General features: G+C 71.0%; 29 protein-coding genes. 14 read left to right on the forward strand and 15 right to left on the reverse strand.

Annotated elements, in window-relative coordinates; translation table 11 throughout:
• The first annotated feature begins 69 nt into the window (after window positions 1-69).
• The gene (locus HNR30_RS03390) at window positions 70-444 is read left to right on the forward strand and encodes a sensor histidine kinase (RefSeq protein ID WP_181608143.1); all 375 of its coding nucleotides are present in this window, start codon (window positions 70-72) and stop codon (window positions 442-444) included.
• On the opposite strand, the gene map is transcribed toward HNR30_RS03390, so the two are convergent.
• The 4 genes from map to HNR30_RS03410 form a co-directional block, all read right to left on the reverse strand.
• Window positions 431-1,279: a type I methionyl aminopeptidase gene (gene map, locus HNR30_RS03395; RefSeq protein ID WP_181608144.1), complete on the reverse strand. Its 849-nt coding sequence runs from the start codon at window positions 1,277-1,279 to the stop codon at window positions 431-433. The two genes, HNR30_RS03390 and map, sit on opposite strands and share 14 nt — an antisense overlap.
• A 10-nt stretch (window positions 1,280-1,289) precedes the next feature.
• A complete protein-coding gene (locus HNR30_RS03400; RefSeq protein WP_181608145.1) occupies window positions 1,290-2,501 on the reverse strand; it encodes an esterase-like activity of phytase family protein in 1,212 nt (403 codons plus the stop codon).
• 91 nt (window positions 2,502-2,592) lie between these two features.
• Entirely contained in the window at window positions 2,593-3,246 is a 654-nt protein-coding gene (gene npdG, locus HNR30_RS03405) for an NADPH-dependent F420 reductase (protein ID WP_181608146.1), read from the reverse strand.
• A gap of 146 nt (window positions 3,247-3,392) precedes the next feature.
• The gene (locus HNR30_RS03410) at window positions 3,393-4,529 is read right to left on the reverse strand and encodes a lipase family protein (RefSeq protein WP_181608147.1); all 1,137 of its coding nucleotides are present in this window, start codon (window positions 4,527-4,529) and stop codon (window positions 3,393-3,395) included.
• 106 nt (window positions 4,530-4,635) lie between these two features.
• Between HNR30_RS03410 and HNR30_RS03415 the strand changes: the two genes are divergently transcribed.
• Window positions 4,636-5,211, forward strand: coding sequence for a hypothetical protein (locus tag HNR30_RS03415; RefSeq protein WP_181608148.1), 576 nt, complete (start codon window positions 4,636-4,638; stop codon window positions 5,209-5,211).
• 84 nt (window positions 5,212-5,295) lie between these two features.
• Here HNR30_RS03415 and HNR30_RS03420 read toward each other — a convergent pair whose 3' ends face one another.
• The gene (locus HNR30_RS03420) at window positions 5,296-6,267 is read right to left on the reverse strand and encodes a LysR family transcriptional regulator (protein ID WP_181608149.1); all 972 of its coding nucleotides are present in this window, start codon (window positions 6,265-6,267) and stop codon (window positions 5,296-5,298) included.
• Window positions 6,268-6,339: 72 nt separating this feature from the next.
• On the opposite strand from HNR30_RS03420, the gene HNR30_RS03425 reads away from it, so the two are divergent.
• Window positions 6,340-6,591 carry a CBU_0592 family membrane protein gene (locus HNR30_RS03425; protein WP_181608150.1) on the forward strand — a complete coding sequence of 84 codons (252 nt, stop codon included), beginning with the start codon at window positions 6,340-6,342 and terminating at the stop codon, window positions 6,589-6,591.
• Window positions 6,588-7,241, forward strand: a complete 654-nt coding sequence (locus tag HNR30_RS03430) for a cyclase family protein (RefSeq protein ID WP_181608151.1) — start codon at window positions 6,588-6,590, stop codon at window positions 7,239-7,241. The genes HNR30_RS03425 and HNR30_RS03430 overlap by 4 nt, the downstream gene beginning before the upstream one ends.
• A gap of 339 nt (window positions 7,242-7,580) precedes the next feature.
• On the opposite strand, the gene HNR30_RS03435 is transcribed toward HNR30_RS03430, so the two are convergent.
• The 8 genes from HNR30_RS03435 to HNR30_RS03470 form a co-directional block, all read right to left on the reverse strand.
• Window positions 7,581-7,868, reverse strand: a complete 288-nt coding sequence (locus tag HNR30_RS03435) for a response regulator transcription factor (RefSeq protein ID WP_220133158.1) — start codon at window positions 7,866-7,868, stop codon at window positions 7,581-7,583.
• Between the two features lie 77 nt (window positions 7,869-7,945).
• Window positions 7,946-8,119 (reverse strand): hypothetical protein, encoded by a 174-nt coding sequence (locus HNR30_RS03440; protein WP_181608153.1) that lies wholly within the window; start codon window positions 8,117-8,119, stop codon window positions 7,946-7,948.
• Window positions 8,120-8,146: 27 nt separating this feature from the next.
• Window positions 8,147-8,752, reverse strand: a complete 606-nt coding sequence (locus HNR30_RS03445) for a response regulator transcription factor (protein ID WP_181608154.1) — start codon at window positions 8,750-8,752, stop codon at window positions 8,147-8,149.
• A complete protein-coding gene (locus tag HNR30_RS03450; RefSeq protein WP_181608155.1) occupies window positions 8,749-9,948 on the reverse strand; it encodes a sensor histidine kinase in 1,200 nt (399 codons plus the stop codon). The genes HNR30_RS03445 and HNR30_RS03450 overlap by 4 nt, the downstream gene beginning before the upstream one ends.
• A 22-nt stretch (window positions 9,949-9,970) precedes the next feature.
• The gene (locus tag HNR30_RS03455; protein ID WP_181608156.1) at window positions 9,971-10,702 is read right to left on the reverse strand and encodes an ABC transporter permease; all 732 of its coding nucleotides are present in this window, start codon (window positions 10,700-10,702) and stop codon (window positions 9,971-9,973) included.
• The gene (locus HNR30_RS03460) at window positions 10,695-11,579 is read right to left on the reverse strand and encodes an ABC transporter ATP-binding protein (protein ID WP_181608157.1); all 885 of its coding nucleotides are present in this window, start codon (window positions 11,577-11,579) and stop codon (window positions 10,695-10,697) included. Before HNR30_RS03460 ends, HNR30_RS03455 begins: the two co-directional genes overlap by 8 nt.
• A 45-nt stretch (window positions 11,580-11,624) precedes the next feature.
• Window positions 11,625-12,266, reverse strand: a complete 642-nt coding sequence (locus HNR30_RS03465) for an alpha/beta fold hydrolase (RefSeq protein WP_181608158.1) — start codon at window positions 12,264-12,266, stop codon at window positions 11,625-11,627.
• Between the two features lie 20 nt (window positions 12,267-12,286).
• Window positions 12,287-13,702 (reverse strand): aminotransferase-like domain-containing protein, encoded by a 1,416-nt coding sequence (locus HNR30_RS03470; RefSeq protein WP_181608159.1) that lies wholly within the window; start codon window positions 13,700-13,702, stop codon window positions 12,287-12,289.
• Between the two features lie 59 nt (window positions 13,703-13,761).
• Between HNR30_RS03470 and HNR30_RS03475 the strand changes: the two genes are divergently transcribed.
• From HNR30_RS03475 to HNR30_RS03485, 3 genes are all read left to right on the forward strand, one after another.
• The gene (locus HNR30_RS03475) at window positions 13,762-14,931 is read left to right on the forward strand and encodes a trans-sulfuration enzyme family protein (RefSeq protein WP_181608160.1); all 1,170 of its coding nucleotides are present in this window, start codon (window positions 13,762-13,764) and stop codon (window positions 14,929-14,931) included.
• On the forward strand, window positions 14,928-15,860 hold the full coding sequence (locus HNR30_RS03480; RefSeq protein WP_181608161.1) for a threonine/serine dehydratase: 933 nt from the start codon (window positions 14,928-14,930) through the stop codon (window positions 15,858-15,860). The genes HNR30_RS03475 and HNR30_RS03480 overlap by 4 nt, the downstream gene beginning before the upstream one ends.
• Before the next feature lie 107 nt (window positions 15,861-15,967).
• Window positions 15,968-16,171 (forward strand): hypothetical protein, encoded by a 204-nt coding sequence (locus tag HNR30_RS03485; protein ID WP_181608162.1) that lies wholly within the window; start codon window positions 15,968-15,970, stop codon window positions 16,169-16,171.
• Window positions 16,172-16,229: 58 nt separating this feature from the next.
• Here the strand turns inward: HNR30_RS03485 and panB are convergent, their stop codons facing one another.
• Entirely contained in the window at window positions 16,230-17,069 is an 840-nt protein-coding gene (gene panB, locus HNR30_RS03490; protein WP_181608163.1) for a 3-methyl-2-oxobutanoate hydroxymethyltransferase, read from the reverse strand.
• A gap of 165 nt (window positions 17,070-17,234) precedes the next feature.
• On the opposite strand from panB, the gene HNR30_RS03495 reads away from it, so the two are divergent.
• Window positions 17,235-18,458 (forward strand): MFS transporter, encoded by a 1,224-nt coding sequence (locus tag HNR30_RS03495; protein WP_181608164.1) that lies wholly within the window; start codon window positions 17,235-17,237, stop codon window positions 18,456-18,458.
• 20 nt (window positions 18,459-18,478) lie between these two features.
• Here the strand turns inward: HNR30_RS03495 and HNR30_RS03500 are convergent, their stop codons facing one another.
• The gene (locus tag HNR30_RS03500) at window positions 18,479-19,309 is read right to left on the reverse strand and encodes an intradiol ring-cleavage dioxygenase (protein ID WP_220133159.1); all 831 of its coding nucleotides are present in this window, start codon (window positions 19,307-19,309) and stop codon (window positions 18,479-18,481) included.
• 157 nt (window positions 19,310-19,466) lie between these two features.
• Here HNR30_RS03500 and HNR30_RS03505 point away from each other — a divergent pair, with 157 nt between their 5' ends.
• The 6 genes from HNR30_RS03505 to HNR30_RS03530 are packed head-to-tail and all read left to right on the forward strand — an operon-like array spanning window position 19,467 to window position 25,735.
• Complete coding sequence (locus tag HNR30_RS03505; RefSeq protein WP_181608165.1) at window positions 19,467-21,002, forward strand: MFS transporter; 1,536 nt, start codon at window positions 19,467-19,469, stop codon at window positions 21,000-21,002.
• A gap of 7 nt (window positions 21,003-21,009) precedes the next feature.
• Window positions 21,010-21,615 carry a TetR/AcrR family transcriptional regulator gene (locus HNR30_RS03510; protein ID WP_181608166.1) on the forward strand — a complete coding sequence of 202 codons (606 nt, stop codon included), beginning with the start codon at window positions 21,010-21,012 and terminating at the stop codon, window positions 21,613-21,615.
• Window positions 21,616-21,637: 22 nt separating this feature from the next.
• Window positions 21,638-23,602 (forward strand): right-handed parallel beta-helix repeat-containing protein, encoded by a 1,965-nt coding sequence (locus HNR30_RS03515; RefSeq protein ID WP_181608167.1) that lies wholly within the window; start codon window positions 21,638-21,640, stop codon window positions 23,600-23,602.
• Window positions 23,599-23,982, forward strand: a complete 384-nt coding sequence (locus tag HNR30_RS03520; RefSeq protein WP_181608168.1) for a cupredoxin domain-containing protein — start codon at window positions 23,599-23,601, stop codon at window positions 23,980-23,982. The genes HNR30_RS03515 and HNR30_RS03520 overlap by 4 nt, the downstream gene beginning before the upstream one ends.
• Window positions 23,979-25,187, forward strand: coding sequence for a hypothetical protein (locus HNR30_RS03525; protein ID WP_181608169.1), 1,209 nt, complete (start codon window positions 23,979-23,981; stop codon window positions 25,185-25,187). The genes HNR30_RS03520 and HNR30_RS03525 overlap by 4 nt, the downstream gene beginning before the upstream one ends.
• Window positions 25,184-25,735, forward strand: coding sequence for a TetR/AcrR family transcriptional regulator (locus HNR30_RS03530; RefSeq protein WP_181608170.1), 552 nt, complete (start codon window positions 25,184-25,186; stop codon window positions 25,733-25,735). The genes HNR30_RS03525 and HNR30_RS03530 overlap by 4 nt, the downstream gene beginning before the upstream one ends.
• The last annotated feature ends 241 nt before the right edge of the window (window positions 25,736-25,976 follow it).

Here is a 25,976-nt window from a genome sequence, read left to right on the forward strand (position 1 = left end):
GGTAGCCTGGCAAGTGGGGGAGGGGCATCGCCACCTACGGAAGGCGAGCGATTGGTGGATGAGACGCGCATGCGCGGGGGGCGGAGCCTGGCCGAAACCTTGGGGGAAGATCTCGACGAGTGGTCCGCGCGCACGGGCATCACGGTCGAGACGTGGGCTCTGCCCGACCATGACGTCCCCCCGAGGCTGGCCGACGGGATCAGGCGGGCGTTGCGCGAGGCGCTGGCCAATGTGGAACGTTTCAGCCGGCCCCGCGTGGTCTCCGTGGCGATCACGGTGTCGCCCAGCGGCCTGCGCATGACCGTGGCCGACGACGGCGAGGGCACCGGCTGGGAGCTCGCCGGGCTGCGCGCCGTCTTCGCCGAGCTCGGCGGGCGGGTCTCGGCCAACCACCTGCCCGGCCAGGGCACCACCCTGACCGGGGTCGTGGCTAGGGCGCGGTGAGGATCTCGCTGCCCGAGTCGGTCACCAGGATGGTGTGCTCGAACTGGGCGGTGCGCTTGCGGTCCTTGGTGACGGCGGTCCAGCCGTCGGCCCACATGTCGTAGTCGATCGTGCCGAGCGTCAGCATGGGCTCGATCGTGAAGGTCATCCCCGGCAGCAGCGTGACCTGCAGCGACGGGTCGTCGTAGTGGGGCACCATGAGGCCGGAGTGGAAGGTGGTGCCGATGCCGTGGCCGGTGAAGTCGCGCACCACGCCGTAGCCGAAGCGCTTGGCGTAGGCCTCGATCACGCGGCCGACGACGTTGAGCTGGCGGCCGGGCGCGACCGCCCTGATGGCGCGGTTCATCGCCTCCTCGGTGCGCTCGACGAGCAGCCGTGACTCCTCGTCGACCTCGCCCACCAGGAAGGTGGCGTCGGTGTCGCCGTGCACGCCGCCGATGAAGGCGGTGATGTCGACGTTGACGATGTCGCCGTCGTTGAGCACGGTGTCGTCGGGGATGCCGTGGCAGATCACCTCGTTGATCGAGGTGCACAGCGACTTGGGGTAGCCCCGGTAGCCCAGCGTGCTGGGGTAGGCGTCGTGGTCGAGCAGGAACTCGTGGCCGACGCGGTCGAGCTCGTCGGTGGTCACGCCGGGCGCGACGTGCTTGCCGACTTCCTGCAGCGCCTGGGCGGCGATGCGACCGGCGATCCGCATGCGCTCGATGATCTCGGGCGTCTTGACGTCGGATTCGCCGGTCTTGGGCCGCTTCTTGCCGACATACTCCGGCCGCTCGATGTGGGCGGGGACCTTCCGCATGGGCGAGATCCGCCCTGGCTGGAGCACTGTCGTCATGGGACCGAGTTTAGTGGAGCGACTCGGCAAGCCGGATCGTCAGGATGCGGCTCCTTGTGCCGGAATCCTTCAGCCTTCCGTCCTGACCGAATTCGCCGACCCCGAAGTCGTTGTCGTTGGCGATGACCAGCGTGCGCGCGTCGAGCAGGGCCACGCCCTCGATCTTGTCGGGGACGCCGGGGATGGCCTCCAGGTCGACGGCGAGCCGCTTGGTGACGGGAGTGACGCCCTGCGTGCCCGTCTCCAGCGGCAGGTCCTTGCCGAGCACGTCGGTGGCCTTGCGCAGGTCGACCACGTAGAGGCGGGCGACGGCGTCGGTGCGCTCCTCGACCAGCAGGCGGTCCTTGCCGAGCGCGACCAGGCCGGAGATCTTCAGGTCCTTCTGCTCGGCCTCGAAGCTCGCGGCGTCCTCGAACCGGTAGACGTGCTCGGCGGCGGGCTTGCCGGTGCGGAGGTCCACGACGAGCAGGCGGCCGGTCCTCGACGACTTGCCGGTCTTGGTGTCGGGGTTGGCCAGCGGGCTCTGCACGGCCAGGTAGAGCCGGTCGCCGTCGATCGCCAGGCCCTCGAAGCCGCGGTTGTCCTGCCGCTTGAGCAGGATCTCGGGCAGCGTCTCGACCACGGGGTAGCCGGCGCCCCTGAGCCCCATGCCCTTGGGCACGTAGCGGGCCAGCACCCGGCCGTCGCCGGCGATCTTCAGCAGGGAGGGCCCGTACTCCTCGACCACCCAGAAGTTCCCGCTCCTGTCGCGGACGATGTCCTCGGTGTCGACGCCGTTGGGGTCGTACGGCAGGACGTCCTGGCCGTCCCAGCCGTACGGCTTCTCGTGGCCTTCCTTGTTGGGCAGGCCGCTCACCGGGGTGCCGTCGCTCTGCTTGATCGTGATGGACCTGGCGATGACCGCCTTGCCCTTCTTGATCTCGACCCTGACGATCGCGGGGGCGAAGTCGGCGACCGGGAAGGTGCGCTTGTCGCCCAGCTCGCCGTTGGGGCCGCGGTCGGTGACCATCCAGAAGGCGCCGCTGTGGTTGGCGGGGAACAGGCCGCTGCCCACACCGCCCAGCTTGACGCCGCGGTCGTCGGCGACCGGCTGGAAGTCGCCCAGCGCGGGGGCGGGCAGCTCCACGTCAGCGATGATCTTCGCGGCGGGGGCCGCGTGGGCGTCGGGGACGGCGAGGGTCGCGGCGATCACCGCGACCCCGGCGGCCAGAAAGCGTTTCACGTTCTCTCCTGCACCAAAAGGGACATACGGCTCGAAACGTAGTGACGCTTCTGGTCGCGGAGATGGCGGCAGCGTGAACGACCGGCTGAGATCAGATGTCGGTGATCCGCAGGCCGGCGTGCGCCTTGTAGCGGCGGTTGATGGCGATCAGGTTGGCGGTGAAGGCCTCGACCTGGTGAGCGTTGCGCAACCGCCCGCCGTACACGCCCCTGATGCCGGGGATCCGCTCGGCCAGCGCCTGCACCAGGTCGGTCGCCTCACGGTCGTCGCCCAGGACCAGCACGTCGAGGTCGACCTTCTCCACCGCGGGGTCGAGCAGCAGCACGGCGGAGACATGGTGGAAGGCGCCCACCACGCGGCTGCCGGGCAGGACCGCCGCCGCCTGCTGGGCCGCGCTGCCCTCCTCGACCGGCAGCGGGAAGGGGCCCTGCTTGTCGAAGCCGAGCGGGTTCACGCAGTCGACCACGATCTTGCCGGCCAGCGGCTCGCGCAGCGACTCCAGGAGCTCCTTGTGCCCGTCCCACGGCACCGCGACGATCACGATGTCGGCGCGGGCGGCCACCTCGGCGTTCTCGGCGCCGGTGGCGCCCTCGCCGATGCTCTCGGCCGCCTCCTGGGCCCGCTGCGCGTTGCGCGAGCCGATGATCACCGGGTGCCCCGCGAGGGCGAAGCGCCGTGCCAGACCCTTGCCCTGGTCGCCGGTGCCGCCGAGGATGCCGATGGAAAGTCCCGTCACGTCTGTCATAGGCCAGATCATGCCAGGGCGACCCCGGCCCCGCCGTACACGGGGGGCTGTACGGCGGAGCCGGGTGGTTCGGTGGCTTCTCCCCGGCGGAGCCGGGTGGTCCGGCGGCTGGAGGGCACGTGGGCCGGTACGGCGGAGCCGGTGGTTCAGCAGGTGGAGAGCGCGGGCACGCCGATCACGCGCAGCGCCAGCCACTCGATGGCCAGCGGTCCTCCCTCGACGGCGCCGATGACGTGGTTGCCGCCGGGGAAGCTCGCCCAGCGCACCGTCACCCCCGCCGAGCAGTACTGCGAGCGCAGCGCGGCGCCGACCGCGTGCGGGATGATCTCGTCGCCCTGGGCGTGGTAGAGGAACATCGGCACCCGGGGAGCCGTCGTGCCGAGCCGGTTCTCGGTGAGCCTGGCGACCCACTTGGGCTGGTTGAGCAGGTCGATCGGCGACAGGTCGGAGAAGCGCAGCCCCGCCAGCTTGCTCAGCTCGCCCACGCAGTCGTCGCTCGCGTCGGCCAGCAGCGCCCGCCCTCGGTCGTTGAGGTCGGCCTCCAGGTCCAGTTCTGGGTAGGCGGCGTCGAAGCCGACGCCGGCTGCGGCGCCCAGGCCGAAGTTCGCCGTGCCGTCCAGGTGCTCGGCGACGGCCTTGAGGTCGGCGGGCACGCCGCCCGCGGCGACGCCGCGCAGGCGCAGGTCGGGCGCGTACGACGGCTGGAGCTGCGCGGCCCACGCCGCCGACGCTCCGCCCTGGGAGTAGCCCATGACCCCGACCGGCGCGGCCGTCGACAGCCCGGCGCCCGGCACGCGCATGGCCGCGCGGACCGAGTCGAGAACCGCGTGGCCCTGCGAGATGCCCGCCATGTAGGTGTGCGTGCCCGGCGTGCCGAGCCCCTCGTAGTCGGTGACCACGACCGCGAAGCCCTTCAGCAGGAAGAGGCTGATGAGCGCCAGCTCCGCCTCGCGTCCTTCGCGCATGCTGGCCGATGGCGCGCACTGGTCGCCCAGGCCGTGGGTGCCGACCGCGTAGCCGATGATCGGGCGGCGGCCGAGCAGCCAGGACGCCTTCGGGACCAGCAGGGTGCCGCTGACGGTGTTGATCTGCCCGATGGCCGAGGTCGAGTTGTAGTGCAGGCTCCAGGCGTTGACCGGGACCTTGAGGAGCTGGCCCGGCAGCAGGTAGACGGTGGTCGGCTGGGCCGAGACCACGGTGCCGGGAGAGGCGGCCCGCGCCGGTGGGGCCAGGCCCAGGGCGGCGATGAGGAAGGCGACGAGGAACAGGACGCTACGGCGCATGTTGAGCCCCTCTCATGTAATTGTGAGCCGATGGTTACTCGGCGGTAACCCCTCGTCAAGACCCAAATGACCCACGGAGGAAGGCTCGGTCAGGCACGATGGGTTGATGGACTCAGGTTCTGTGGAAGTCCTGCGTGACCTGCTCGCCGGCTCCGGCTGGCTCGAGCGCACCAGGGAGTTCGGACTGGCCCTGCGGACCACCCGCTCACCAGGCGGGCTCCTGCTCGTCGGCACGCCGCTCGAGGAGCCGTGGCACCTCACCGCGCACCTGACCGACGAGGCCCGCTACGCCGACCTGCCGCAGCTGACGCCCACCCTCGTCCGCTGGAGCCCGCCGCCGGGGGCGCCGCCCCACCTGGCCATCGGGCTCGAAAGGCTGGAGGCCGCCAGGCGGGGGGAGACGCTCCTCGTGGTTGCCGAGCAGGAGGCGCCCGTGCCGCTGCTGGAGCGGGTCGACGACGCCCGGCGCACCGGGGCCACCATCCTGGCTCTGGAGGGGGGCGACAGGGAGCTGGCGGGGCTGGCGCACGACGCGATCATCGTGCCCTTGGACGCGCCGGTGTCGTTCGACGGGGCCCAGCACCTGGTGAGCGCGGCGGCCGGCGAGATGCCCAAGCGCCCGGGGCTACGGGACCGGCTGGCGCGGCTGCTGGAGCGCGTGAGCGGGCCTCAGGTGGACTGACCGGCTCAGTGTCGCGCCGAGCTCACGCCGGTGTCTCGTGTCAGGCGCTTCAGTGTCGCGCCGGGCTCACGCCGGTGTCCCGTGTCAGGCGCTTCGGTGTCGTGTCGAGCTCACGCCGGTGTCTCGTGTCAGGCGCTTCAGTGTCGCGTCGAGCGCCTGCGTGGCCTCCTCGATCGCGCCGATCACCACGGCCTGCACGGGATCCGGCTCCCCTGAGCGCGTGCGGCTCACGCGCGTCACGACGTCGAGCCGCCGCGCCCCCACGTCCGTGATCGAGCTCACCCGCACCTCGCCCTCCGGCACGTCGAGCAGCGCCAGCGAGGGCACGATCGCCACCCCGTGCCCCGCCGCCACCAGCGCCAGCACAGGCGCGAACTCCGTGATCACATGCACCCTGCGCGGCACGAACCGGTGATGCGCCGCCAGCCGTTCGAGCGCCTGCCCGCAGGCCTGCGATGGCTCGCCCGCCACCCACGGCACCTCGGCCAGCTGCTCCACCGAGTGGTAGCTGTCGGTCCACGAGGGCGGAGTGACGATGCGGTACTCATCGATGTGAATCGTCCGGCTGGCCAGCGAGGGCTGCGAGAGCGCGGGCAGCGACATGTCCTGCTCGGTGATGAGCACGTCCACCGCGCCCAGCCGCAGCTCCTGCAGAGCTGCGGCACCCTCGACCTCGTGGATCAAGGGGATGATCTTCGGATGTTCCGCCGCCAGCGTGCGCATCGCCGGCACCAGCACATGCTTGATCGCGGTGTTGAACGCCGCGATCGACACCGGCCCGGCCAGCCGCTCGGTGAAACGCGTGAGCTCCTGTCTGGCCTCGGCGAGCTCCTCCTCCACCCGCTCCGCGTACCCGGCCAGCACCCGCCCGGCCGGCGTCAGCGAGACCGTGCGCTGGGAGCGGTCGATGAGCGCCAGGCCCACCTCGCGCTCCAGCTGGGCCAGCTGCTGGGAGACGGCGGAGGGGGTGAGGTGCAGCGCCTCGGCGGCGCGCATGACCCCGCCGCGCCGTGCCACCTCGTGCAGCACGCGCAGCCGTCGGGGGTCGATGTCCATGCAGGTCAGCTTACGCTTGGATTTAGATAACGTTATTTGCGCTTGACCTGACAGGCTCGGAAAAATCAGGGCATGAGCATCCTGATGGCGGTCATCGGCTGGGGCGGCGCGGCCCTGCTGCTGTACGGCTACGCCATGGTCTCCAGTTCCCGCATGTCGGGCGACGGCCTGCCGTACCAGCTGATCAACCTCGCCGGCGCGCTCGGCCTGATGATCAACTCGGCCTATCAGGGCGCCTGGCCCTCGGCCATCCTCAACGTCGTCTGGACCGGGATCGGCGTCGCCGCATTGATCAAACTGTCGAGAGTGAAGGCACCACGATGATCGTCGAGCTGAGCCACCGCATCACCGACGGCATGACCACCTACCCCGGCGTGCCAGGGCCCGTGCTCGGGACCCACCTCAGCCGCGAGGACTCCAAGGAGGTCTACGCCCCCGGCACCGAGTTCCACATCGGGACGATCAGCCTGGCCGCCAACACCGGCACCTACCTGGACACTCCCTTCCACCGCTACCCCGACGGGCAGGACCTGGCGCGGCTGCCGCTGGAACGCATGGCCGACCTGCCAGGGCTCGTCGTCCACGCCAAGCCCGACACGCGGGAGGTGGGGGTGGAGCTCTTCGAGGGCCTCGACGTACGCGGGCACGCGGTGCTCATCCACACGGGCTGGGACCGGCACTTCTCCACCGGCCAGTACTTCACGCAGCACCCATACCTGGCCCCCGAGGCGGCGTCGTGGCTGGCGGAGCGGGAGGTGGCGCTGGTGGGGATCGACTCGCTCAACATCGACGACACGCCGCCCCGGGGCGAGCGTCCAGCCCACACGGTGCTGCTGGGGGCGGGGGTCGCGCTGGTGGAGCACCTCACGGGACTGGACGCACTGCCGGACAGCGGGTTCCGCTTTCACGCGGCACCGCCGATGATCGTCGGCATGGGCACATTCCCCGTCCGCGCCTACGCCATCGTGCCGTAGCCACCTCACGCCTGCCGTACGGCTCGCGCCCCGTGGAGCCGCCGCGCCCGCCGTACGGCTCGCATGCCGTCGCGCCTGCCGTACGGCTCTCAGGTCGTGAGGCCGTCGTGTCTGCCGTACGGCCAGCGTGTCGTAGCGGGCTGTGGCGTAGGAAGGGCGCGCTGGCGCCGTGAAAGCCGTCGGCCGCCCGGTGATCCGTGGCGCGCGGGATCAGGCGGGCGGCCGGTCGACGTGCGTGGCGGGGCGCCTCAGACCGTGGTGCCTCAGGCGGCGGTGCCTAAGACTGTGACGCTGTAGGCCGTGATGCCCAAGGCTGTGACGCAGTGGGCGGGTGATGCCTCAGGCTGTGATGCCGTAGGCGAGCAGGGCGGCCTCGGTGCGGTTGGCGGCGCCGAGCTTGCCCCGCGCGTTCTCGACGTGCTTCTCGACCGTGCGCGGGCTGATCTCCAGCTTCCTGGCGATCTGCACGTTCGTCAGCCCCTGCGCCACCAGGCCGAGAACCGCGCTCTCCCGCTTGGTGAGGAACTCGTCGGCGTCCGGGTCAGCGATCAAGATGGCGTGCGGCGACACCGCTCGAACCACCAGACCTTCCGGAAGCGACTCCAGCAAAGCTCGCAACCTCGACATGACGCGACCTCTCTTAAGGGGCGGACCATCTCCGAGTGTGCGGGTGGCGGTTGCAGTTGGCATGAGTACCCCTGTACTCACTCCTCGTCGTCTCTCCCGTCGTAGGCCTCGTTGCGCTCCTTGGCGCGCTGCAGCGCCCCGGCGGCCTCCTGCTCGGAGGCGTAGGGACCCATGCGGTCCTTGTTCGGGCAGCCCTGCTCGGGCTCGACCCGCTGGTGCTTGAGGCAGAACCACCACTGGCTAGTGCTCATGCGGTGGATTCTGCCCCGCGCGCGGGATCACAACCAGCCGGCGTCCTGAGCGATGCGGATGGCGTCGATCTTGTTTCTGGCTCCCGTCTTGGTGATCGCTCCGGTCAGGTAGTTGCGCACGGTGCCCGTCGACAGGTGAAGGCGCTGGGCGATCTCCTCGGCGGAGGCGCCTCGCGCGGCCTCGCGCAGCACGGTCGTCTCACGCTGGGTCAGCGGGCTCTCGCCGTACTCCATGGCCGCCGCGACCAGCTCCGGGTCGAGCACACGCAGGCCCGCGGCGGTGCGGCGGATCGCGTCGGCCAGCCGGTCGCCGGGGGCGTCCTTGACCAGGAAGGCCTCGATGCCGTGGTGCAGCGCGCGGCGGACCTGGCCCGGCTGGCCCATGGCGGTGAGCACCAGGATGCGGGTCTGGGGCCGTCTGGCCCGGAGCTCTGCGGCGGCGGTGATGCCGTCGACCACGGGCAGGTCGATGTCGACGATGGCGACGTCGGGCTCGGTCTGCAGGGCGCGGGGCACGATCTCGTCGCCGCGCGTCACCTCGGCGACCACGTGGATGTCGCTCTCCAGGCGGAGCAGGGCGGTGAGGGCGGCGCGGATCATGTGCATGTCCTCGGCCAGGAGCACCTTGATCACGCGGGCACCTCCACGCGTACGCGGAACGCGCCGCCGTCGCGGCAGGCCGACGACCGGCCGCCCGCCTGTTCGGCGCGTTCGCGCAACCCCGTCAGCCCACCGCCCGCCTCGACCACGCCGCCGTCGCGGGTGGCCACGGAGGAGGAGCGGGGGTTCGCCTCGGCCGCGTCGTGGTGTGAGGGGCCGGCCGAGCCGCTGTTCGCCTCGCCACCCGATACACCGTCGTTGACCACCTCCAGTTGCGCCGACCCGCCGCCCACCACCGTGGTGATCGAGCACGTCGTGGCCCGGCTGTGGCGCAGCACGTTGGTCACCGCCTCCCGCACCGCCCACGCCAGCGCCTCCTCCGAGGCCCTGGGCAACACCGCCGCGGCCAGGTTGACCTGGCACTCCACTCCCGAGGCCTCCAGCAGCGCCACCGCCCGATGTGTCTCCTGGGCCAGCGAGATCTCCCGATACCCCCTGGCCACCTTGCGGACGTCCTGCGCGGCCTCGCGGGCGACGGAGACGAGCTCGGCCACCTCCACCCGCGCGGCCCCCGGGTCGCGGTCGAGCAGCCGCGAGGCCAGGTCGCCCTTGAGCGCGATGGCCGTCAGGCTGCGCCCGAGCCCGTCGTGCAGGTCGCGCGAGATGCGCAGCCGCTCGCCGAGCACGGCAGCCTCGGCGAGGTCGGCGCGGGCCTGCTCGAGCTCGGCGGTGACGCGCACCAGCCGGATCAGGGCGTAGATCGCCGTGGAGCCGAGGAACAGGTTGAGCGCGTTGGTGGTGAGCGTGACGATCGCGACGCCGGCCGGCAGCATCGACGCCGCCGCGCTGTCGAACAGGACCGCGAAGTGGTAGCCCGACATGGCGAGCGTCATCGGGATCGAGAACCGGAGCGGCACGAGGGCCAGCAGGGCGCCGCCCAGCAGCGGCGCGGTGACCCCTGACCAGCCGTCGGGCAGGTAGGCGTCGGGCAGGAAGGTGGCCACCGCCTGCACGAGCAGGGGGAGCGGGTGGAGCGGCGGGCGGGCGCCGTCGAGCGCGGCCCGCATGTTGAGGAAGTGGGGCACGCAGACCCCGGCCACCGCCAGGGCCACGGTCACGCTCAGCCAGGGGATGCCGCGCCCGAGGTAGAGGACCGTCGCCCAGGTGAGATACAGGAGGGAGAAGCCGGCGATGACGGTGATGGCCAGCCTGCGGGCGGTGATGCTCATGCCGGGATGGTAGCCAGCCCGGTCATCGCCGGGGTTCCCAGCGGAACGCCCTGTGGATAACCAGGGCGGCCAGGATCACGCCCGCCCCGACCCGCAGGATCGCGGGAAGGTAGTCGGTCCCGCCCGTGTAGGTCTCGCCGAGGGCGTCGGCGACCGCGATGCCCGGCCACCAGCCCAGCACCTGCGCCACCCAGCCGGGCAGGAGTTCGATCAGCGGCCCGAACCCGCCCGAGCCCAGGCCGGCCAGCATGAAGAACGGCATGGCCAGCACCGGGGCCAGTTCGGCGCGCGGCACCACGACGGTGAACGCCGCCCCGAGTGCCGCCAGCACGATCGCGCCCACGACCACCCACGCCGCGAACAGCACCGGCTGGGCGGGAGGGGGCAGCACGCCCATCACCCAGAGCGCCACCGAGATGATCATGACCTGGACGACCGCCTGGAGAGCGATGTTGGCGATCTCCCCAGCGAGGATGGAGCCGTCGCCCAGGCCGGTGGCGCGCATGCGCTTGGCCACGAGCTGGTCGCGCCTGGCCGTCAGGGTGATGGCGGCCTGCTGGAAGGCGATGATCGTGAACACCATCGCCAGCACGCCGAGGTGCGTGCGTGTGTCGGCCGTCGCCCCGAGCCTGTGCATCATGACGGGCAGCCCGATGCCCAGTCCGAGTGGCAGCGCCAGCCCCACGGTGAGCACCACCCGGTCGCGCCAGTACAGCCGCCCGGCGAACCGGGCCACGGTCAGGGTTTCACGCATCGGTACCCACCTCCAGGAACAGCTCCTCCAGCGACGCCGTACGGACCTCGAGGCCGCGCAGCCGCACACCCTGCGCGGCCGCCCAGCCCAGCAGGGTCTGGGCGGCCAGGTCGGGGTCGTCGGCCGAGCACACCCAGCGCCCGCCCTCGACGCGCACCGGCAGCGGCAGCGATGAGGGGTCGATCCCCGGCAGCGCCTCGAAGATCACCCGCCCGGTCCCGGCGGCCAGGATCTCGGCCATGCCGCCCGTGGTGACGATCTCCCCCTTGTCCATGATCGCCACAGAGCGGGCGAGCTGCTGGGCTTCGTCCAGGTAGTGGGTGGTGAGCAGGATCGCCGTGCCCTCGTCCGCAAGGGAGCGCACGACCTCCCACGTGGCGCGGCGGCCCTCGGGGTCCATGCCGGTCGTCGGCTCGTCCAGGAACAGCACCTTCGGTCGTCCCAGGAGCGCCAGCGCCAGGTCGAGCCGCCGCTTCTCGCCACCCGACAGCTGCCGCACCTTCACCGCCGCCTTCTGCAGCAGCCCGGCCAGCTCCAGCGCCTCGAACGCCGGCCGCGCCGAGGGGACGAAGGCGCGCCACGACTCGGCGGTCTGGTTCACCGTCAGGTCGGGGAAGAACCCGGCCTCCTGCAGCATGATGCCCGTGCTCCGCCGTACGGCACGCCGGTCCTTGACGGGGTCGAGGCCGAGCACGCGCACCTGGCCCGCGTCGGGCCTCTGGAAGCCGGCCAGCAGCTCCAGCGTGGTGGTCTTGCCCGCCCCGTTACGCCCGAGCAGGGCGAAGATCTCGCCCCGCGCCACCTCGAACGAGACGCGCCTGACCGCCTCGAAGCCTCCGTAGGACCTGCTCAGGTCCCGAACCGTGATCGCTGTCATGCCTACGATCGTTGGCGATCGGCGGCGCAGGCGGCAGTGAGGAATTCACAATCTCGCGGCGACCGCCTCCGGGTCGGCCAGGTGGTGCAGGTGGTGGCCGGGGATCTGCTCCACGGTCCAGCCGCGTGCCTGGGCCTCGCGGGCGTCGTCACCGTACGGCGGGCCGTACCAGAGGTAGGTGCAGGGACGCGCGTCCCACCCGGAGGGCACGGGCACCGTCTGCTCGAAGTAATCGAGCGGCAGTCGCGGCTGCTCCTCGCTCACCCGCCTCCTGATCTCCTGCGACGGGAAGAGCGCGGCCACGTCGGGCTCCATCCACCAGTCGGTCCAGCGCGGCAGCACGCCGTCGAGGTCGGCGAGCTTGCGCAGGAACGCCACCTGCTCGTCCTTGCCCGCCGAGACGGACCCCTCCGCGGGAGGCAGCAGCGCGTCGACGAAGACACACCGCTCGACCTCCAGGGCCTGGCACAGCAGCGGGACGAACAGCCCGGCGTTGCTGTGCGGCACGAGCGTCAGCGGACCCGCGGGCACCTGCGCCGCGACCGTCTCGACGACGCTGTTCCAGTACGGCGGAGCCTGCCTGGCGATGCGCCTCAGATCCGGCACCACGGCGCCCGGCAGCAGCGCGGCGACGGGGGACCAGCTGGCGGGACCGAGCAGGGGGCTGTGGAGCAGGACCACGGTCATGCCAGTGACGTTCCCAGATTTCACACGATCAGTGCATGGCGCGTGCTCCTGGCGGCGCTGCCGTCGTAGGCGGCCCAGGCGCGGGCGAGGTCGCGTACGGCGGCGCTCAGCTCCTCCCGCGCGAACAGGAAGTGCAGGCGCATGCGGTCACCCGCGGCGCCCAGGGGGTCGAACCCGCGCCCGGGGGCGATGGCCACGCCGTGACGCTGGGCGAGCTGGGCGAAGGCGTCGACGTCGCCGCGGGGGATGCGCACCCACAACGTCTGGCCGCCCATCGCGGGCCTGAACTCCCAGTCGGGCAGGTGCGCCGCCAGCTCGCGGCACAGGTGGTCGTGGCGCTCCTTCAGCAGCTCGATCCTGCTGCGCCGTACCTCCTCCATACGTTCCAGGAGCCAGGCGGCGGCCAGCTGGGAGGCGACCTCGCCCCCGAGGTCGTGGATGGCCCGCAGCCTGGCCAGGCGCGAGACCAGCGGCGTCGGGGCGCGCACCCAGCCCACCCGCATGCCGCCCCAGACGGACTTGCTCATGGACGAGATCGTGATCGCGCGCTCGTCGAAGGCGGCCAGGGGAGGGGGCACCTCGCCGTCGAAGCACAGCTCGGCGCAGACCTCGTCGTCGATCACCGGGAAGTCCTGCCCGGCGAGGTGCCGACGGGTCGCCGTGTCCATGATCGCGCCGCCGGGGTTGCTGGCCGTCGGGATGACGTACAGCAGGGCCGGGCGCTCGCCCCTGAGCGCACCGCTCAGGGGATCGGTGTCGACGGGCCTGATCACGGCGCTGGCCTGGCGGAAGACCTCCAGCGCTCCCGGATAGGTCGGCGACTCGGTCAGCACGGTGTCGCCGGGGCTCACCAGCAGCGTCGTGAGCAGCGTGAGCGCCTGCTGCGCGCCGGTGGTCACGATGATCTGCTCGGCACTCGTGGGCAGGCCGCGGCGGCGGTAGGAGGCGGCGATCGCCTCGCGCAGGAGCGGATGCCCGGCGGGCTGGTAGCCCAGGTCGTGGCGGGTGCGGGCGATCGTGGACGCCGCGTGGTGGTAGGCCTCGGCCAGGATCGCGGGAGGCTCCTCGGGGGCGGCGCAGGTCAGCAGGCGCACATTGTCGGGCGGGTTGAGGATGTGCATGAGCAGGGGATTGGGGATGACCTCCTTGTTCGCCGACGGCGCGGCGTCCATCTCGGCCACCCGCGTGCCGCTGCCCTGCCGCCGTACGACGCGGCCTTCCTGCTGGAGCAGGTCGTAGGCGGACACGACCGTGCCGCGGCCGACGGCGAGCCGCTCGGCCAGCATCCGGTCGGGCGGCAGCTGGGCGCCGGAGCCGAGCACGCCGTCGTCGATCAGCGCGCGCAGGCGGGCGGCCAGCAGCAGGTAGAGCGGCCCGCGACCGGAGGCCCAGCGGCCGAGCAGGTCCACCAGGTCATCCAGATTGGCTCCATTCATGGACCAATTTTGCATGATTGGCTCTGACATCGGGCCATTTGGCGAGAAATCCTGAAGACATGCGACCTGAGACCCGTACCGTCCGCCTGCCCCAGCCGCCCGTCACCGGCAGCACGCCGATCACCGTCCCCCTCTACCAGACCTCGGGTTTCGTCTTCGACGACGCGCAGGCCATGGCCGAGGGCATGAGCCGCCCCGACGGGGCGTTCGTCTACGGCCGCTACTCCAACCCGACCGTGCGCTCCCTGGAGGAGGCCGTATCGGGCCTGGAGGGCGGCGTCGCCGCGATCGCGACCGGGTCCGGCATGGGCGCGATCAACAGCGTGCTGCTCGGACTGCTCAAGCCCGGCGACCACCTGATCGCCCAGGAGGCCCTGTACGGCGGCACCGCCGCGATGATCAACGAGCTGGTGGCCAGATTCGGCGTCACCGTCACCTACGTGCCCGAGACCGACCCCGCCGCGCTGCGCGCCGCCGCCACCCCCGCGACCAGGCTCGTCTACCTGGAGACCATCGCCAACCCCGTCGGCCAGGTGGCAGACCTGCCCGCCATGTGCGCCGCCGCCCGCGAGCTCGGCCTGACCACCGTCGTCGACAACACCTTCGCCACCCCCGTGCTGTGCCGCCCGATCGAGCACGGCGCGGACATCGTGGTGCATTCGCTGACCAAGTACATCTCCGGCCACACCGACGTGGTCGGCGGCATCGCGGTCTTCGCCGACGACGCCCTCTACCGGAAGGTCTGGCACTTCGCCATCGAGCTCGGCGCCTCCGCCGACCCCTTCGCCGCCTGGCTCACCCTGCGCGGCCTGCAGACCCTGGCGCTGCGCATGGAACGCCACTGCGCCAACGCCCAGCTCGTCGCCGAGCGCCTGGCCGACCACCCGAAGGTCACCAAGGTGCACTACGCGGGGCTGCCCGGCCACGCCTCCCATGAGGTGGCGGCCAAGCTCCTGTCGGGCTCCGGCGGCGTGCTCGCCTTCGACCTGGCCGGGGGCAGGCAGGCGGCCGAGGCGTTCATGCGGTCGACGCGGCTGGTGCTGCTCGCGCCCTCGCTCGGCGGCGTCGAGACGCTGATGCTGCACCCGGCCAGCACCTCGCACCGGGCGCTCGACGAGGCGGAACTGGCCCGTACAGGGATCTCGCAGGGCACGGTACGGCTCGCGGTGGGTATCGAACACGCGGAAGACTTGTGGGAGGACATCGCCCAGGCATTGGACAACGCATGAAATTTCAGGACGCGCTCGACGCGGCCGAGCGGATCTCGGGGTACGTCCTGCGCACCCCGACCCTGCGGGTGACGCCGACGCTGACCTTCAAGCTGGAGCTGCTGCAGCACTCCGGATCCTTCAAGGCGCGCGGCGCCTTCAACCGCATCCTCACCGGTGACGTGCCAGAACCGGGCGTCATCGCCGCCAGCGGCGGCAACCACGGCCTCGCCGTCGCCTACGCCGCCCGGCGGCTCGGCGTGCGGGCCGAGATCTTCGTGCCGACCGTGACCAGCCCCGTCAAGGTGGCGGGGCTGCGGGCCCTGGGAGCCGAGATCACCCAGACCGGGGCCATCTACTCGCAGGCCGCCGAGGCCGCGGCCAAACGTGCCGCCGAGACGGGGGCGCTGCAGGTGCACGCCTACGACCAGCCCGAGGTCATCGCCGGGCAGGCGACGACCGGGGTGGAGGTGATGGAGCAGGCGCCCGACACGGACACGATCCTCGTGGCCGTGGGAGGCGGCGGCTTCGCCGCAGGCGTCTCCCTGGGCAGCGGCGCCGTGCCCGGTACGGCGGGCGGTGGGGGGCCGAAGATCGTCGCGGTGGAGCCCGAGCTCATCCCGACGCTCAACGCCGCCCTGAAGGCGGGCGAGCCGGTGCAGGTGCCGGTCAGCGGGGTGGCGGCCGACGCCCTGGGCGCCTCCAAGCTGGGGGCGCTGGCGTTCGACCTGCTCAGCCGTACGGCACTGACCAGCGTGCTGGTGACGGACGAGGCCATCGAGGACGCTCGCCGTACGCTCTGGCGTGATCACCGGATCGCGGCCGAGCACTCGGGGGCGACGGCCTACGCGGCGCTGCTGTCGGGAGCGTACGTTCCGGCGCCCGGAGAGAGGGTGGTCGTGGTGATCTGCGGCTCCAACACCGATCCGGCCACACTGGTAATCAATTGACAACTCTGAGTCAATGTGATCCACATGTGTGCCGGTAGGGGGCTCGCTAGCATGGAGGAGTGAGCGTACCTAGAGAGGAATTCAACGCCTTGGTCGAACGAGTGGAAGTGCTCGAGACCTGGGCGGGCCCCGGCCAAGCCGAGGCCCTGGCTCAGACGATCAGAAGCACACGTACAGATGTCACCGACATCAAGGGGCGCATGACGAAGATCGAGAGCCGAATGACATCGCTCGAGAGAATGGTCACGGTGATTCAGCAGGAGCACGGCGTGCTCCTGAGGGAGATCCTCGACCGCCTCCCGTCGAAGTAACGGAACAGGTCACTCACGAAGTCCGGGCGACCCAGCGCCCGGACTCCGCAAGCCCGGGTTAGCTGTAACTGTGCTCCCGCGTCGGGAACGCCCCGTTCACGACCTCGTCCGCGAACGAGCGCACAGCCTGGTCCATCGCCTCGTGCATGTTGAAGTACTGCTTGACGAACTTGGCAGGCTGCGGGGTGAGCCCCATGAGGTCCTGCCAGACGAGCACCTGCGCGTCGGTCGAGGGTCCGGCGCCGATGCCGATGGTGGGGATCGACAGCGACGTGGTCACCCGCTCGGCGAGCTCGAACGGCACGCATTCGAGCACCACGGAGAAGGCGCCCGCCGCCTGGAGGTCCTTGGCGTCGGACATCAGCTCGTCGCCCGCCTGGCCGCGGCCCTGCACGCGGTAGCCGCCGAAGGCGTTGACCGACTGGGGAGTCAGCCCGAGGTGCGCCATCACCGGGATACCCGCGCTGACCAGGGCTTCGACCTGGGGCAGGACCCGGCGGCCGCCTTCGAGCTTCACCGCGTGCGCGCCCGCCTCCTTCATGAAGCGCGCTGCGGTCTCGAGAGCCTGCTGGGGAGAGGACTGGTAGGAGCCGAAGGGCAGGTCGGCCACGACCATCGCCCGGCTGGAGCCCCGGACGACGGCGGCGGTGAGCGGCATCAGGTCGTCGACCGTGACGGGAAGGGTGGAATCGTAGCCGTAGACGACCATCGCCGCGGAGTCGCCGACGAGCATGACCGGGATGCCGGCCTCGTCGAACACCCGCGCCGTCATGGCGTCGTAGGCGGTGACCATGGGCCACTTCTCGCCGCGGTCCTTGGCCGCCGCGATGTCGCGGACGGTGATCCTGCGCCCTGCCTTGCCGCCGTAGAGGGTGGTCGGCTGGCTGGTTGAGGACATAACTATCCCTCCAGATGAGTCTCGAGGCGCCCCTAGTGGCGTACCCGGACGTTTCTGATGATTGCACGCGTCGCACTGGATTCAACACCCCTGGGTGCGCAGGTAATCCGGTGGCGAAACTGTCGGTGCCTCCCGTCACAATAGAGGTGGAGGTAAGCAATCAACATGGCTATCGAACCTTACCGGCGTCTGCTGCAACTGCCCGGTGTGCGCACCCTGCTCCTGGTGGGGCTGATCGCGCGCATCCCGGCCACCGCCACGGCGATGGCCCTGACCCTGCACGTCGCGCCCGCGTCCGGCCTCAACATGGGCTTCGCGGCGGCGGGAGTCGTGGGCATGGCCAGCACCATCGGCATGGCCGTCGGCTCGCCGCTGTCGGGAAGGTTCGTCGACCGGTACGGCATGCGTCCCGTCCTGCTCGCCACGACCCTGGCGCAGGCGCTCTTCTGGGGCACCGCGTGGCTCATGCCGTACTGGGTGCTCGTGGTCGCCTCCGGGCTCGCCGGCCTGCTGGCGCTGCCGGTGTTCTCGGTGATCCGGCAGAGCCTGACCGCGATGGTCCCCGTCGAGCAGCGGCGCGTGGGCTTCTCCTTCGACTCGATGTCGGTGGAGTTGTCCTACATGGCGGGCCCCGCCCTGGCCGTGCTCGGCTCCACGATCCTGGGCAGCACGTGGACGATGGCGGTCATCGCGGTGGGCATGACCGGTTCGGGCGTGGCGCTGCTCGTCCTCAACCCCCCGGTGCGCTCGGCCGCCGAGCAGCGGGAGGCCGCTGTCACCGTGTCGCGTCGCAGCTGGTTCACGCCGGCCTTCGTGGCCCTGCTCGGCACGACCGCCGCCGCCACCTTCGTGCTCACCGCCACGGAGCTGTCGCTGGTGGCGACGATGGAGCACACCGGGGCGCTGCAGTGGGTGGCGCTGGCGGTGCCGATCTGGTGTGCCTACTCCCTGGCGGGCGGGTTCATCTACGGCGGGCTGCCGCGCGGGTTCTCGCCGCTGTTCCTGGTCGGCGCGATGGGGCTGCTCACGATCCCGGTGGCGCTGCTCGCGCATGACTGGCGGCTGGTGGTGCTGGCGCTGGTGCCCGCGGGTCTGTTCTGCGCCCCGTCGCTGACCTCGACGGTCGACGTGCTCAGCCGGTGGGTGCCGGCGGGGGCGCGTGGCGAGGCGATGGGCTTCCACGGCACGGCGCTGCTCATCGGCGGCGCGGCCTCGGCGCCGATCGCGGGCGCCATCATCGACTCGGCCGGCCCGGCCTGGGCCTTCGCGATGGCGGGCGGCGTGGGGGCGGGCATGGTGCTGCTGGCCCTGCCGTTCTGGCGGCGCCGCGGCTCGACGACCGAGACGCCGGCGGAGGAGGAGCTGGTGCAGGAGAGCATCCCCGCTTGAGTTCCCCGACTCAAGGCGCCTTATGGAGGCGCTCCTCCACCGCCGCCCTTCGACGTGGCGCCCGGGTCGACGCCCAGCGTCATGGTCAGCGTGTACCCGTCCTCCACCACCGACGGCGTGAGGAGCGTCAGTGTGGGCACCATCGCCTTCGGGTCGCCCCCTGACCGCTCCGCCTCGCCGTACACCTGGTCGTCGGCGAGCTTCGTCGGCTCCAGCACGTGCCGCGCGTACGGATCCAGCCCGGAGTAGGCTCCGACCACGTCGTCGGGAAAGAGGATCTGCGTCGTCTGCACCGTGGTCCCGCCGTCGTACGTCCTGCCGATGTCACCGCCCTGGTGCACCTTGACGTGGATGTGCGTGACCCGCGGGCTGTACCACCCGGGCACGATGCTGGTGAAGGTCGCCACCCCGGACGCGTCGGTGACCTGGACGCCGCGCAGGAACGTCTTCTCGTCGCCGGTTCCGTCCTCGGCGGGCACCTGTCCGCCGGGTGACTTGTCGGTGTAGCCCGAGTAGTACCCCCACGCGTCGCAGTGCCAGATCTCCACGGGGGCGTTCGAGACGGGCGCGCACCCGTCGGTCAGGTCGACCACGGTGAGCGTGAGGGCGAGCGGGAAGCCGGGTTTGCCCTCGGTGATGTCCTGCCGTACGAGCTGGTTGTCGAGGTAGTAGGGCCCCTGGGTGACCTCGGGGGTCATGACGCAGACCGCGCCCGAGGTGGCGGTCGCGGTGCCGCCTGCGGACCCTCCGGCCGCACCGGTCTGGCCGGAGGTGCCGCAGGCGGCGGTCAGTCCGATGGCGAGGCCCGCGGCCAGCACGTCGCGGCGGCTTGGTGCGATGTCGTCCGTCACAAAAGCCACTCTGACCAGTGCGGATCCATGACCGGGCAAAGGCCGGTCCCGTGGCGCCCCCGACTTTACGAAACGAGCCCGTTGCGTATCGGAATACCTTGCGATACGCTCACGTTGCGAAACTCAAGCGTATCGAAATGAGGAATGAGGCGGGACCATGTCTGAGGAAGCCGGACACCCGAAACGCTGGACCATCCTGGGAGTGCTGGTCTTCAGCCTGCTGGCGGTCGTGCTCGACAACACGATCCTGAACGTCGCCATGAAAACGATCGCCGATCCCGTCCAAGGCCTGGGCGCGACCCAGGCCGAGCTCGAGTGGGCGATCAACTCCTACACGCTGGTCTTCGCCGGTCTGCTGTTCACCTTCGGCGTGATCGGCGACAGGACCGGCCGTAAGCGCATGTTGTTCATCGGCATGGCCCTGTTCGGGCTGGCGAGCCTGGCCAGCGCCTACGCGCAGGATCCCATGCAGCTGATCCTGGCCAGGGCGGCGATGGGCATCGGCGGAGCCGCGATCATGCCCGCGACCTTGGCGATCATCTCCAACGTCTTCCCCGCCAAGGAGCGCGGCAAGGCGATCGGCATCTGGGCCGGCGGCGTCGGCCTGGCCGTGGCGATCGGCCCGATCACCGGCGGATTTTTGATCGAGCACTTCTGGTGGGGCTCGGTCTTCCTGATCAACGTGCCGATCGTGCTGATCAGCATGATCCTCATCGGCACCATCGTGCCGGAGTCGCGCGACCCCAAGCCGTCCAGGCTGGACCTCGTGGGTGTGCTCCTGTCGATCATCGGACTCATCGCGCTGACCTACGGCATCATCCGGGCGGGCGAGCTGGCCACGCTGGCGAGCGCCGAGGTGCTCGTGCCCACGATCGCCGGCGTCGCGGTGCTGGCCGCCTTCGTCTGGTGGGAGCGGCGCATCCCGAACCCCATGTTCGACGTGCGCAGCTTCGGCAACGTCCGGTTCTCGACCGCCATCGGCATGATGGGCATCGTCTTCTTCGCCATGATGGGCGGGATGTTCTTCCTGACCTTCTACATCCAGATCGTCAGGGGCTTCAGCCCGATCGAGGCGGGCGCGCTCATGATCCCGTTCGCCGCCGCCCAGCTGATCTTCGCTCCGCTCAGCCAGCGCGTGAACGAGCGCTTCGGCGCCAAGCTCACCGCCAGCGTCAGCCTGCTCGTGGTCACCGGCATCCTGGCCTCGTACGCCACGCTCGACCTGACCACCAACATCGTGCTGATGGAGGTGCTCTTCTTCCTGCAGGGCGCGGCGATGGCCAACATCATGCCGCCCGCGACCACCGCGATCATGGAGTCGCTGCCCAGGGAGAAGGCGGGTGTCGGCTCGGCCATGAGCAACACCGTCCGCCAGGTCGCCGGCGCGATGGGCGTGGCGGTGCTCGGCTCGCTGCTGTCGTCCACCTACCGCGGCGAGATCGCCCCGGCGCTCGCGGGCCTCCCGCAGGACGTGCAGCACGCGGCGGGTGAGTCGCTGATGGCGACCGTGGCCACCGGAAACCCGGCGCTGATCCCGCCGGCCTTCGACGCCTTCCTCGACGGCATGCACCTGACCACCCTGGTCTCGGCCGGCATCACGCTCCTGGGCGTGCTGATGGTGCTCAAGTGGATGCCCGGCAAGGAGCCTGCCGCGCCGAAGCAGCAGGAAACCAAGGAACCAGCGGTAGTGTGAGGCCGCGATGAGCACGACAGAGACCGGTACGGCCCGCCCCGCGGGCCGTCCGCGCAGCGAGAAGGCCGAGAAGGCCATCCTGGAGGCCACCCTCGACCTCATCGGCGAGGGCAGCGGCGTCACCGAGCTCACGATCGAGGCGATCGCGGCACGGGCCGGCGTGGGCAAGACGACGATCTACCGGCGCTGGTCCAACAAGGAGGACCTGGTCGTCGACGCCCTGGCCACGCTGAAGTCGCCGGTGCCCCACCTGTCGGGCGAATCGGTGCGCGGCGATCTCATCGTGCTCATGGAGGCGATGCGGCTCGACGCCCTGCAGAGCGACCGCCGATGCGTGATGAACATCGCGATGAGCGAGTCCGACCGCTATCCCCACCTGTTCGAGAAGTTCCGCCGCATCGCCATCGAGCCGCGGCGCGAGGCGATGCGTCAGGTGCTGCGCAGGGGGGTCGCCAACGGCGAGCTCCAGCCGGATCTCGACATCGACCTGGCCGTGCAGATCGTGAGCGGCCCGATGGTGATGTTCACCCGCTGGGCCGACCCCGAGGACCTGACCGAGGACCTGCCGCGGCGGATCGTCGATCAGGTGCTCGCCGGTCTAGGCAGAAAGTGAACAATGCTCTAGTCTCCGCCGCATGCGCCGTTTATTCGCCCTGGTCGGTCTGACCCTGGGGCTGCTCCTGCCCGCGAGCGCCGCCTTCGCGCACGAGGAGCGGGAGATCACCATCCCCGACGGCTCCGGCTCGGTCCCCGCCCACCGGCAGGCCGAGCCGGACCTGCTCGTCTGCAAGAGCGACAAGGCCGCGTTCGAGCGGGCCGTCGCCGACTTCCCCGCCGAGCTCAAGACCCGCAACCTCCAGCTGTGGGAACGTTGCCAGCAGGACGGCACCCGGCACCTGCAGGAAGCCGTCGACAAGGTCGACCGCCCGGGCATGACGATCGCCATCCTGCCCGGCCTCTACCTGGAGGAGCCCAGCCAGGCCGCCCCCGCCGGAGACTGCGCGAAGCTGCCCGCCCGCTGGTCGGACTGGGGCTACCAGATCCTCACCTTCGAACAGCAGCAGAAGTGCCCGCACAACCAGAACCTGGTCGCCATCCTCGGCAAGCGGGACCTGCAGATCGAGGGCACCGGCGCCGCCCCCACCGACGTGATCATCGACGCGGAGTACCGCAAGCTCAACGCCGTGCGCGCCGACCGTGCCGACGGGATCTACTTCCGCAACTTCACCGCCCAGCGCACCACCTTCAACGGCGTCTACGTGCTCGAGACCGACGGATTCGTCATCGACCGGGTGCTCGGCCGCTGGACCGACGAGTACGGCTTCCTCACCTTCGCCACCGACCACGGCCTCTACACCGACTGCGAGGCCTACGGCAACGGCGACGGCGGCCTGTACCCGGGCAGCGCCTCCAACCTCAACGACGGCAAGGGCCACGACGTCGAGCGCTACGCCGTGGAGATCCGGCGCTGCAAGTCGCACCACAACGCCCTCGGCTACTCGGGCACGGCCGGCGACTCGGTCTGGGCGCACGACAACGAGTTCTACGACAACATGGTCGGCGCCACGATGGACAGCCTCTGGCCCGACCACCCCGGACTCCCGCAGAACCACGCCAAGTTCGAGAACAACAAGATCTACAACAACAACGAGGACTACTACCGCCACCTGCGCGACGGCACCTGCTCCAAGCCGCCCGCCGAGCGCGGCTACGAGAACGGCGTCGTCTGCCCCCAGGTCGGCGTGCCGACCGGCGTCGGCCTGCTGGTCGCGGGCGGCAACTACAACCTCTTCAAGGGCAACCAGGTCAGCGGCCACCGCACCACCGGATTCCACCTGTTCGGCGTGCCCGCCTTCATCCGCGGCGAGGAGGACCTGGCCAAACAGGCCGACACCTCCAACCACAACCGCTACGAGGGCAACGTCTTCACCGGCAACACCCTCGACGTGTGGTGGGACGGCCAGGGCACCGGCAACTGCTTCCAGGGCGACACCGGCGCCTCCAGCCCTGCCGCACTGCCCGTCTGCACCTCCGAAGGGCTGACCGGCGGCTCCAGCCGCGTGCTGGCCGAGCCGATGAAGGTGATGAAGCTCTACCTGTGCTCCGACTTCAGCGCCCGCGACGTCCGGCTGCCCGCCGGCTGCGACTGGTTCGGCGCCTCCGGGATCGGCATGGTCGAGACCCAGGTCGCGCTCGGCGGCTCCCTCGTGCTCGCGCTGCTGGCCGTGCTGTTCGCCGTCCGGGTACGGCGCGGCCTGGTGATCGTCGCCGCTGCCGCCGGAGTCGTCGGCCTGGCCCTGGACGTCTTCGCGGCCGCCACGGGCTCCACGCTGCTCACCGGGGCGGCGGTGGCCCTGATGGGCGCCTGGCTCACGCTGCTCGGCGCGGTGCTGCGACGGGAACGGCCGGTGTTCGGGTGGTTCACGCTGCTGCTGGGCGTGCTCACGCTGGCCGACGCCGTCGACCGGCTGATCTACCTCATCCCGCTGATCCCGCTCGGGCCGGGCTGGTTCAGGGGGCTGTTCACCGGCATCTGGGTGTTGTGGGCGGTCGTCGTGCTGGCCCCCCGGCCCCGCCGTACGGTCAAGCAGGCCGCATGAGGGCCTGGCTCGCCCTCGCGGCCTGCCTCGCCCTGGCGGGGTGCGGGCCGCTGTCCGACACCCACCACCGGCCCGGCACCAGCCACCAGGTGGTCACCGGCACGCCGACGGGCGCCGCCGACGCCAGCGCGACCGTCACCGTGAGCGGCGGCAAGGTCTCGCCGCCGCCCGGCTGGCTGTCGGTGGCCAAGGGACAGCAGGTCAGCCTCACCGTCACCAGCGACGTCGCCGACGAACTGCACGTGCACGGCTACGACGTCACGGCCGAGCTCCCCGCCGGGCAGGCCGTGACGGTCACCTTCGTCGCCGACCTCACCGGCGTGTTCGAGGTCGAGACGCACGGCAGCAAGCTGGTGCTCGTGCAGGTGGCCGTCAAATGATCTTCGCGCACGGGGTCGGCAGCCGCAGCGATCTGCCGATCCCGCTGTTCTACGCCTACGCCGGGGCCTTCGCCGCCCTGGTGATCTCCTTCCTGGCGCTGGGACTGCTGTGGGCCGACTCGCGCTTCGACGCCGACCGCGGCCGCGCCCTGCGGATACGGCCGCCGCTGCGGGCGCTGCGGTGGCTGACCCTGGCCGGTCTCGTCTACACCCTCGGCTGGCTGATCCTCGGGCCCGCCGACGACAACGCCGCGCCGTACCTGATCTACGTGCTCTTCTGGGTCGGCCTCGTCCCGCTGTCGCTGCTGTTCGGGCCGGTGTGGCGCGCCCTGAGCCCCTTCCGCCTCCTGCCCGACCGCCCCCGCGCTCCGCTGCCCGCCCGCCTCGGCTACTGGCCCGCCGCCATCGGACTGCTGGCCTTCACCTGGATGGAACTCGTCGCCCCGGAACCCGCCGCCCCCGGCACGCTCCTGGCCTTCCTCCTGCTGTACGGCACAGCGCAGGTCACCGGCGTGCTGCGCTACGGCCACGCGTGGCTGCAGCGCGGCGACCCGTTCGAGGCCTACTCCACGCTCATCGGCCACCTGTCACCCGTCGGCAGACGCGATGGTGCGCTCGTCCTGCGCAACCCCTTCGACAACCTCGACGCCATAGCCCCGGCGCCCGGCCTCGTCGCCACCGTCTGCGTCCTGCTCGGCAGCACCGGCTACGACGGATTCTCCACCGCGCCCGCCTGGGTCGACGCCCTCCAGTCCGGCCCCCTCGGCCGCGTCGGCCTCGGCACCGCCGGCCTGCTCGCCGCGATCACGCTCGTCGCCCTGCTGTACGGCGCGTGCCTGCGCCTGGCCGGCCTCATCGGCGGCGCCCGCGACCTGACCCCGCGCTTCGCCCACTCCCTGGTACCCATCGCGATCGGCTACCTGGTGGCGCACTACTTCTCGCTCCTCGTCATCGAAGGCCAGCGGGCGGTCATCCTCGCCCTCGGCCTCGACGCGCAGGTCAACCAGGAACCCGTCTCGCCCGGCGTGATCGCCACCGTCCAGGTGCTGGCCATCATCGCCGGCCACGTCCTCGGCGTCGTGGCCGCCCACGACCGCTCCGTGCGCCTGCTGCCCGCCGACCGCGCGGTGGCCGGGCAGATCCCGCTGTTCGTGCTGATGCTGTGCTACACCCTCGGCGGGCTGACCCTACTCTTTGCGGCATGAGGCGAACACCGGTCCAGCAGCGCAGCGTCGAGCGGGTCAACCAGATGCTCGACGCCGCCGCCGAACTGCTCGAGGAAGGCGGCTACGACGCGCTCAGCACCCGCGCCCTGGCCGCGCGCACCGGATTGCCGATCGGCTCCATCTACCGCTACTTCTCCGACAAACGCGCCCTGGCCGAGGCGCTCACACGGCGCAACCTGGAGCGCTTCCGCCAGCGGCTGGAGCAGCGGCTGGAGGGTGTCAGCCGGCTCGAGACGATGATCGACACGGTCGTCGCCGAATACCTCGACATGAAGGCGAACGTGCCCGGCTTCGCCGTCATGGACTTCGGCGACAACAGCGAGGTCGCGGGGGAGCTGGCGGGCATGGTCTCGGTGCTGCTCGGAGCGCCGCTCGACGACCGGCTCCGCCGTACAGTGCTGGCGGCCGTCGAGGCGGCCGACGCGTTGCTGCGCGCGCACCACGACGATCCGGAGATGATCGAGGAGACGAAGGAGCTGCTCCGCGCCTATCTGGGAAGGCGGCTGTCGATCGTTCCCCCTCCCTGAGCCTCCGCTCCATCGCCCGGCCAGGGTCTTTCCGCACTGAGCCGCACCGACCAGTAGGCGGCCAGCAGGCGCCGGAACTCCAGCACCCGCCCCGCGTCGTAGGAGAAGTGCGACAGCAACCACGAGGCAGGGAACGACAGGGAGACGTGTTCGACGATCTCGGCCAGGTCGTAGGCGCGGTCGCAGCGCCCCGCTCGTCCGCTCCACCCGCCCGCCTGGGCGCGCCGTCGGCGGGGCAGGA

This window comes from Nonomuraea soli, from assembly GCF_013761175.1.
In the GTDB taxonomy this organism is placed as follows: domain Bacteria; phylum Actinomycetota; class Actinomycetes; order Streptosporangiales; family Streptosporangiaceae; genus Nonomuraea; species Nonomuraea soli.

Coding starts and splice junctions, on each gene's coding strand:
- HNR30_RS03390 (WP_181608143.1), top strand. CDS start 70: ATGCGCGGGGGGCGGAGCCTGGCCGAAACCTTGGGGGAAGATCTCGAC.
- map (WP_181608144.1), bottom strand. CDS start 1,279: ATGACGACAGTGCTCCAGCCAGGGCGGATCTCGCCCATGCGGAAGGTC.
- npdG (WP_181608146.1), bottom strand. CDS start 3,246: ATGACAGACGTGACGGGACTTTCCATCGGCATCCTCGGCGGCACCGGC.
- HNR30_RS03410 (WP_181608147.1), bottom strand. CDS start 4,529: ATGCGCCGTAGCGTCCTGTTCCTCGTCGCCTTCCTCATCGCCGCCCTG.
- HNR30_RS03415 (WP_181608148.1), top strand. CDS start 4,636: ATGGACTCAGGTTCTGTGGAAGTCCTGCGTGACCTGCTCGCCGGCTCC.
- HNR30_RS03420 (WP_181608149.1), bottom strand. CDS start 6,267: ATGGACATCGACCCCCGACGGCTGCGCGTGCTGCACGAGGTGGCACGG.
- HNR30_RS03425 (WP_181608150.1), top strand. CDS start 6,340: ATGAGCATCCTGATGGCGGTCATCGGCTGGGGCGGCGCGGCCCTGCTG.
- HNR30_RS03430 (WP_181608151.1), top strand. CDS start 6,588: ATGATCGTCGAGCTGAGCCACCGCATCACCGACGGCATGACCACCTAC.
- HNR30_RS03435 (WP_220133158.1), bottom strand. CDS start 7,868: ATGTCGAGGTTGCGAGCTTTGCTGGAGTCGCTTCCGGAAGGTCTGGTG.
- HNR30_RS03440 (WP_181608153.1), bottom strand. CDS start 8,119: ATGAGCACTAGCCAGTGGTGGTTCTGCCTCAAGCACCAGCGGGTCGAG.
- HNR30_RS03450 (WP_181608155.1), bottom strand. CDS start 9,948: ATGAGCATCACCGCCCGCAGGCTGGCCATCACCGTCATCGCCGGCTTC.
- HNR30_RS03455 (WP_181608156.1), bottom strand. CDS start 10,702: ATGCGTGAAACCCTGACCGTGGCCCGGTTCGCCGGGCGGCTGTACTGG.
- HNR30_RS03460 (WP_181608157.1), bottom strand. CDS start 11,579: ATGACAGCGATCACGGTTCGGGACCTGAGCAGGTCCTACGGAGGCTTC.
- HNR30_RS03465 (WP_181608158.1), bottom strand. CDS start 12,266: ATGACCGTGGTCCTGCTCCACAGCCCCCTGCTCGGTCCCGCCAGCTGG.
- HNR30_RS03470 (WP_181608159.1), bottom strand. CDS start 13,702: ATGAATGGAGCCAATCTGGATGACCTGGTGGACCTGCTCGGCCGCTGG.
- HNR30_RS03475 (WP_181608160.1), top strand. CDS start 13,762: ATGCGACCTGAGACCCGTACCGTCCGCCTGCCCCAGCCGCCCGTCACC.
- HNR30_RS03480 (WP_181608161.1), top strand. CDS start 14,928: ATGAAATTTCAGGACGCGCTCGACGCGGCCGAGCGGATCTCGGGGTAC.
- panB (WP_181608163.1), bottom strand. CDS start 17,069: ATGTCCTCAACCAGCCAGCCGACCACCCTCTACGGCGGCAAGGCAGGG.
- HNR30_RS03495 (WP_181608164.1), top strand. CDS start 17,235: ATGGCTATCGAACCTTACCGGCGTCTGCTGCAACTGCCCGGTGTGCGC.
- HNR30_RS03505 (WP_181608165.1), top strand. CDS start 19,467: ATGTCTGAGGAAGCCGGACACCCGAAACGCTGGACCATCCTGGGAGTG.
- HNR30_RS03510 (WP_181608166.1), top strand. CDS start 21,010: ATGAGCACGACAGAGACCGGTACGGCCCGCCCCGCGGGCCGTCCGCGC.
- HNR30_RS03515 (WP_181608167.1), top strand. CDS start 21,638: ATGCGCCGTTTATTCGCCCTGGTCGGTCTGACCCTGGGGCTGCTCCTG.
- HNR30_RS03520 (WP_181608168.1), top strand. CDS start 23,599: ATGAGGGCCTGGCTCGCCCTCGCGGCCTGCCTCGCCCTGGCGGGGTGC.
- HNR30_RS03525 (WP_181608169.1), top strand. CDS start 23,979: ATGATCTTCGCGCACGGGGTCGGCAGCCGCAGCGATCTGCCGATCCCG.
- HNR30_RS03530 (WP_181608170.1), top strand. CDS start 25,184: ATGAGGCGAACACCGGTCCAGCAGCGCAGCGTCGAGCGGGTCAACCAG.